Source organism: uncultured Polaribacter sp. (genome assembly GCF_947495205.1).
GTDB lineage: Bacteria > Bacteroidota > Bacteroidia > Flavobacteriales > Flavobacteriaceae > Polaribacter.
In genome coordinates, this window is record NZ_CANLXV010000017.1 from 36,861 (window position 1) to 43,809 (window position 6,949).

The following is a 6,949-nucleotide window of genomic DNA, read 5'->3' on the forward strand; positions in this document are numbered from 1 at the left end:
TAAATAAAATTGGTTTATTTCCATAATTTTTCCATTTCTTCTAAGGTTTTTCCTTTTGTTTCTGGAATAAACTTAACAACAAATAAGGCTGCCAAAATACTCATAATACCATATACCCAATATGCAAAACCATGGTTAAATTGCGCTGTTAAGTAAGAATTATCATTCATCATAGGGAAGGTTAAAGAAACTAAATAATTAGAAATCCATTGCGCTGCAACGGCAATTGCCAATGCTTTACCTCTAATTTTATTTGGAAATATTTCTGACAATAATACCCAAGTTACAGGACCCCAACTCATGGCAAAACTAGCCACATAAAGCATCATACAAAATAAAGCTAAATAACCTGTTGCTTCTGCATAAAACACAAAACCAAGTGACAACATAGCAACTGCCATACCTAAAGCACCAATTACCATTAATGGTTTTCTACCGTATTTATCTACAGTTTTTATAGCAATAATGGTGAATAAGAAATTAACAACACCTACAATAATTGTCATTAATAAAGCGGTATCTGTGCCAGAAGAAATGGTTTTAAATATTTCTGGCGCATAATATAAAACCACATTAATACCAACAAATTGCTGAAAAACAGATAATAAAACTCCAATTATAATGACTAACCAACCAAAAGACAATAAGTTTCCTGAAATTTTTTCATTCATAGAACCTTTAATTTCTTCTAAGATTTTAACGCCTTCTTCTTCTCCGTTTACTTTTGTTAAAACAGCTAATGCTTCTTTTGGTTTATTGCGCAATACTAAAGAACGTGGTGTATCTGGCACAAGAAATAAAAAGGCTAAAAACAAACCTGCAGGTATTATTTCTGAAGCAAACATCCAACGCCAACCAATTTCATTTAACCAAGCATCTGAACCACCAGTTTTAGAAATAAAATAGTTTACAAAATAAACTACCATAAAACCACCAACAATAGCTAGTTGATTAAAAGATACCAATTTACCTCTATTTTTTGCTGGAGCTATTTCTGCAATATATAATGGAGATAGCATAGAAGCTAAGCCCACACCTATACCTCCAATAATTCTGTATCCTATAAAAATAGTAGAAAATGTATGGTCTAATTCACCTATTGGAGCCAAAAACATTTCTGGCATTGCAGAACCTAATGCAGATATTAAGAATAAAATTGCTGCTAAAATTAAGCCGTTTTTTCTACCAAGTTTTTTACTAACTAAACCACCAAATACACCACCAATAACACAACCTATTAACGCACTAGATACTAAAAAACCTTTAAATGCGCTTGCCGCGGTTTCTGATAACCCTTTGGGAATTACAAAAAAACTATCTAAGGAACCTACGGTTCCAGAAATTACACCTGTATCATAGCCAAAAAGTAAACCTCCTAATGTTGCTACTAAAGTTAATTTTAACAGGTATCCTGAATCTGCTGCTTTTTTCATTCTGTTGTATTTAATTAATTGTTATTTTTAATTGATGTTTTATTACATAGCTAGTAAATGTAAAAAGACCAATTAGATTATATTATCTAATTGGTCTTTTTTTTCTTAAATATATTGATTGATAATATTCTCAAACAATTCTTGCTTACCACTTTGTAACGTTAATTCTCCGTTTTCTTGAGCAATTTTATACAAATCTGCTAATTCTAATTTACCTGCTTCAAAATCTTTTCCTTTACCAGCATCAAAAGAGCTGTATCTTTTTTCTCTTAACGCATTGTAAGAAGAAGATGTTATAATTTTATCTGCAGTAATTAATGCTCTTGCAAACGTATCTGCCCCACCAATATGTGCAAGAAAAACATCTTCCATATCTGTTGAGTTTCTTCTAATTTTTGCATCAAAATTAACACCACCACCTTGTAAACCACCTGCTTCTAAGAAAACTAACATTGCTTCTGTAGTTTCTTGAATATTGTTTGGAAATTGATCTGTATCCCAACCATTTTGGTAATCTCCTCTGTTGGCATCTATACTACCTAACATGCCTGCTTTGGCAGCTACTGCCAACTCGTGTTGCATGGTATGTTGTGCTAAAGTTGCGTGGTTTACCTCTATATTCATTTTAAAATCTTTATCTAAACCGTATTCTTTTAAGAAACCGATTGCAGTTGCCGAATCAAAATCATATTGGTGCTTCATTGGCTCCATTGGTTTTGGCTCTATAAAGAAAGTTCCTTTAAAACCTTGTGCTCTTGCATAATCTCTTGCCATTGTTAAGAATTGTGCCATGTGATCTAATTCACGACCCATATCTGTATTTAATAAAGACATATAACCTTCTCTACCGCCCCAAAATACGTAATTTTCTCCACCTAATTTAATGGTTGCATCTAACGCCAATTTTACTTGACCTCCTGCTCTGGCAACTACATTAAAATCTGGATTTGTAGAAGCGCCATTCATGTAACGTGGGTTTGAAAAGCAATTTGCAGTTCCCCATAATAATTTTACACCACTTTCTGCTTGTTTTCCTTTAATGTAATCTGTAATAGTATTTAATCTTGCTTCTGATTCTGCAAAAGTTGCGCCTTCTTGAATTAAATCATAATCGTGAAAACAAAAATAATCAAAGCCCATTTTGTTGATAAACTCAAAAGCGGCATCTGCTTTGTCTTTTGCTGCTTGTATTGGGTCTGCTGCTTGGTCCCAAGCAAAGTTTTGTGTTCCTGGGCCAAAAGGATCTCCTCCTTGACCACAGAATGTGTGCCAATAGGCTATTGCAAATTTAAAATGCTCTCGCATTGTTTTTCCTGCTACTACTTGGTCTGGGTTGTAGTATTTAAAAGCCATTGGATTGTCTGACTCTTTTCCTTCGAATTGAATCTTATTGATTCCTTTAAAATATTCTTTATTTGCCATTGTTTAATTGTTTAATTGTTTATTGGTTTTATTGTGTATTTGTTGTTTACTGTAACTTTTATTTGAGTTGTCTCTATTTGCGTTAGGGATTGAACGGTTTGTTTGAGCTCTTTTTTCTTTTTCGGAAAAAAAGCGAGTAGTGAAAGCCCGACTTTATGCTGAATGCCTTCAGCATAAAGTAACGCCCACATCTTATTTATTTAAAATTAATTCTAATTCTTTTTTCCAGTTTTTATAGGCTTCTAAGTATGGTTTTTTGTCTTTAAACGGCATAAATGTCATTACATGGTCATTGTCCATAATTGTTTTGCTAAAAGATTCAAAATCTCCTTTATACAAGTTTGCTGCTCTTGCTGCACCAATGGCGCCTGTTGTGTTGTAAATTTCTATTTCTTGTTCTATTAAGGTTGCTACTGTGTTTGCAAAAATTTCTGAACGAAATAGATTGTCGTTTCCTGCTCTTATTACGCTTGGTGTAATTCCGTCTGTTTTCATAATTTCCATGCCGTAAACAAAAGAAAAGGCAATGCCTTCTAATGCAGCTCTGCACATGTGTCCTTTATGATGATTGTTTAGATTCATGTTTACAATACGTGTGCCTATTTCTTTGTTGTTTAACATGCGTTCTGCACCATTACCAAAAGGAATTAGGCAAACGCCATCTGCACCTATTGCAATTTCTGATGCTAAGGTATTCATTTCTTCATAAGAGGAAACTGCGAGGTTATTTAGGAGCCATCTGTACTGAATTCCTGCGCCATTGATACATAATAATTTTCCTATTTTTGGGGCTGCTCCTTTTGTGTAATTTACGTGCGCAAAGTTATTTACTCTAGCACTTTCTTTGGCTGATAAACTTTCTGTGACTGCATAAACAACGCCAGAGGTACCACCTGTTGCTGCAACTTCTCCTGGATTAAATACGTTTAATGATAAAGCGTTATTGGGTTGATCTCCTGCTCTGTAAAAGATTGGTGTCCCCACTGCTAAACCACTTTCTTCTGCTCCTTTTTTATCTACTTGAGCTTGGTTGCTAAAAGTGTCTACAATATCTGGCACTAAAGAAGGTTCTATACCATAGTATTCTAGTAAAAAATCTGCAACTGAGTCGTTTTTAAAATCCCAAAAAATTCCTTCGGACAAACCAGAAATGGTTGTGTTTATGGTGTTTGAAAATTTATAAGAAATAAAATCTCCAGGTAACATAAATTTGTATATCTGTTTGTAAACTTCGGGTTCATTTTCTTTTACCCATTTTAATTTTGATGCTGTAAAATTTGCTGGTGAGTTTAGCAATTGTGTAGCACATTTTTGTTCTCCGATTTCTGCAAAAGCTTTGTTTCCTGTTGCCACTGCTCTAGAATCGCACCAAATAATGCTTCTTCTTAATGGATTGCCTTGTTTATCTACCAAAACCAAACCGTGCATTTGGTAAGAAATACCAATACCTTTTATTTGAGCTTTGTCTACATTATATTGTTTTTGTAAACTTTTTATTGCGTTGCAAATGTGCAACCACCAATCTAAAGGTGCTTGTTCTGCCCAACCATTTTTTTGTGCAAACATGCCCATTTCTTCTTTGGGTTCTTGTACAACGCCAATACTTTTGCCAGAATCTACTTCTACCAAAGCGGCTTTTATAGATGAACTTCCTATGTCTAATCCTAAATAATAATTCATTATAACGATTCTCTTAATGTTAATTTTGTTGGAATATAGCAGCGTAAATTAGTATTTTTTGTAACAAATTCTGCTGCTTTTGTACCTAGTTCTTTAAAATCTGTAGATACTACAGATATACCTTTGTAAATAAATTTTTTCATTGGTGTTTCATTATATGATAGAAAACCAATGTCTTTACCAGGTTCTAAATTATTGCTTTTGCATTGCTCTAAAAATTTACCTAACATTCTATCGCTTACACTTACATAAGCTATATTTTTTTCGATTTTAAAGTTTTTATAATCAGTACAAATTTTACTTTTAAAATTATAATCTTCGCAAAATTTATTAAAAAAATGTATGGTTTCTTTTGGGTGATATGTAAAATCTGGAAACAACAAATCTATACGTTTATATTTGCGAAATTGTGTTTTAGCTTCTAATATGGCATTGTAAAATGATTGCCCGAAATCTTGAAAAACAAAATTACTATCTTCTTTGGCATAAATATTCCAATCGATTAATAAAACGTTTTCTGTATTAAACTTAGCTAATGTGTGTTTTACATCTACATGATTAAAATTCATGATAACATACTTGTAGTATTTGCCAATACTTGTATTTACAATGGTTTTAAAATTATTTATATTGTAATGATGAAATTGTACATCTGTTATTACATTATCTGGTAAATTATTGATAAAAGCATCATACAAGACTTCTTTATATGCTTTAAATGTATCTAAAATTAAGAGTACCTTTTTAGTTTCATTAGCTACATAATACCCTTTGTTTGGCACTGCAACTACTCTATTGCTATCTTTAAGAATGGCATATGCTTTAAAAACAGTATCTCTAGAAAGGCTAAATTCTTTACAAATTTTATTTACAGATGGTAAAAGGTCTCCTTTTTGCAATATGTCTTTACCAATAGCATTGTTAATAGCATTAACTATTTGCTGATACTTTGGTGTAACACTATCGTGTTTTATTTGGATAAGTGATTTGGTTGCTACCATACTGTTCTGCTCTGGTAGGTAAAAGTATAAAAAAAAATATAATATTAAAATTTATACTACAATTTTTATCAAAAAAACACTTTTTATGTATTAAAACATTAATCTTACTAAAATTTACTTTAGATCTATAGTTCTAAAAGTAAGATTAATTCTGGGCGTGAATACTTTTTTTGTAGGTGGTAACCTGTGCAACCAATTTTGTTGTGTAAGGCCTTTCATTACCAATAAACTTCCTCTTTCTAAAACAATATCTATGCGTTGTTTGGTTTCTTTATGTTTAAACGAAAATTTACGTTCTGCTCCCAAAGATAAAGAGGCTATTGCTCCATTTTTTTTCAGCATTTTTTCGCCATCTGAATGATATGCCATACCTTCTTCACCAGAGTTATATAGGTTTAATAAGCAAGAATTATAGGTTTCTCCGCTCTCTTTTTCTACTAAATTTTTTAATGCAGTAAGTTCTTTTGTAAATAATAAAGCTGTTTTTGTTATACCAGAATAGGTGTAAGAAAATTCTGAACTACCATACCACGCTACTTTTCTTTTGGTTATTATTTTTTTACCAAAAATTATAGCTTCATCATTTTTCCAGGCAATTGTTTCTAGTAATTTTTGATAATAAAAATCGCATTTTTTATTATTTAAAACAATACCATGGTAGTTTGAAATTCCATCAAAAGGTAAAATGTTATTTATTTTTTCTGAAGAAAACAAATTCATAGTATAAAAGTACAAATTATAGCCACTAAACAGTGCATATTTAACTTAAAAAAGGATTAAGCAACTAATTGCCTAACCTTATTTTATTTATTTTCTTTTGTTATTTGCTTTTACCTAATTTTGTCTGGGTTTAAGATGATAAACTCTGTTCTTCTATTTAATTGGTGCTCTGCTTTAGAACATTTTACATCATTAGCGCATTTATTTACTAATTTTGTTTCGCTATAACCTGAATCAATACTAAAAGTTGTGGATTAAATAAAAAAGGTTGAACTTTGATATTAAAATATTTATGTCTTCCGCTCCTTTATTATCGATAGCCAATTTATTACTTCCCGAAGTTCTTGTTACTTATTTTGAACTCATCAAACACAAAGTTAAATCAGAAGAAATTCATTTTTATTTTACAAAGTTAAACAGTATTCTAGAAGAATTTAGAGGTGTAAGAAATATAGAGTTCTTCCTGTTTAGATTAACAAATATTTTTGCCTAATTGTAAAATTCCACAACTTTATGCTTGATCTCATATTTACCACTTCTTAAAATTTATATTACTACAAAAACTAAAACCAGATTACATTAAAAAAACAACAACCCTAAAAATTATGTAATATGCTGGCAAACACGGCTAGGTACTATCTTTAATTCCTAATTTTATTGTCTTAATTTTTATTATTTTTGATTTAACAGAGA

5 protein-coding genes are annotated in these 6,949 nt (G+C 31.3%); all 5 read right to left on the bottom strand.

Translation table 11 applies throughout. From position 1 onward, the window contains the following. Positions 1-14: 14 nt before the first annotated feature. The 5 genes from xylE to Q0762_RS13395 all read right to left on the bottom strand — a co-directional run bounded on the left by xylE (position 15) and on the right by Q0762_RS13395 (position 6,256). Positions 15-1,433 carry a D-xylose transporter XylE gene (xylE, locus tag Q0762_RS13375; RefSeq protein ID WP_298767536.1) on the bottom strand — a complete coding sequence of 473 codons (1,419 nt, stop codon included), beginning with the start codon at positions 1,431-1,433 and terminating at the stop codon, positions 15-17. A gap of 105 nt (positions 1,434-1,538) precedes the next feature. After that, positions 1,539-2,855, bottom strand: a complete 1,317-nt coding sequence (xylA, locus tag Q0762_RS13380; RefSeq protein WP_298767538.1) for a xylose isomerase — start codon at positions 2,853-2,855, stop codon at positions 1,539-1,541. Positions 2,856-3,047: 192 nt separating this feature from the next. After that, entirely contained in the window at positions 3,048-4,535 is a 1,488-nt protein-coding gene (locus Q0762_RS13385; RefSeq protein WP_298767540.1) for an FGGY family carbohydrate kinase, read from the bottom strand. Next, a complete protein-coding gene (locus Q0762_RS13390) occupies positions 4,535-5,536 on the bottom strand; it encodes a winged helix-turn-helix domain-containing protein (RefSeq protein WP_298767542.1) in 1,002 nt (333 codons plus the stop codon). The genes Q0762_RS13385 and Q0762_RS13390 overlap by 1 nt, the downstream gene beginning before the upstream one ends. Positions 5,537-5,650: 114 nt before the next feature. Further along, on the bottom strand, positions 5,651-6,256 hold the full coding sequence (locus tag Q0762_RS13395) for an alpha-ketoglutarate-dependent dioxygenase AlkB (RefSeq protein ID WP_298767544.1): 606 nt from the start codon (positions 6,254-6,256) through the stop codon (positions 5,651-5,653). Between the last annotated feature and the right edge of the window lie 693 nt (positions 6,257-6,949).

Bases quoted from the DNA above. Each gene is read 5' to 3' on its own strand.
- xylE (WP_298767536.1), bottom strand. From the start codon at position 1,433: ATGAAAAAAGCAGCAGATTCAGGATACCTGTTAAAATTAACTTTAGTA.
- xylA (WP_298767538.1), bottom strand. From the start codon at position 2,855: ATGGCAAATAAAGAATATTTTAAAGGAATCAATAAGATTCAATTCGAA.
- Q0762_RS13385 (WP_298767540.1), bottom strand. From the start codon at position 4,535: ATGAATTATTATTTAGGATTAGACATAGGAAGTTCATCTATAAAAGCC.
- Q0762_RS13390 (WP_298767542.1), bottom strand. From the start codon at position 5,536: ATGGTAGCAACCAAATCACTTATCCAAATAAAACACGATAGTGTTACA.
- Q0762_RS13395 (WP_298767544.1), bottom strand. From the start codon at position 6,256: ATGAATTTGTTTTCTTCAGAAAAAATAAATAACATTTTACCTTTTGAT.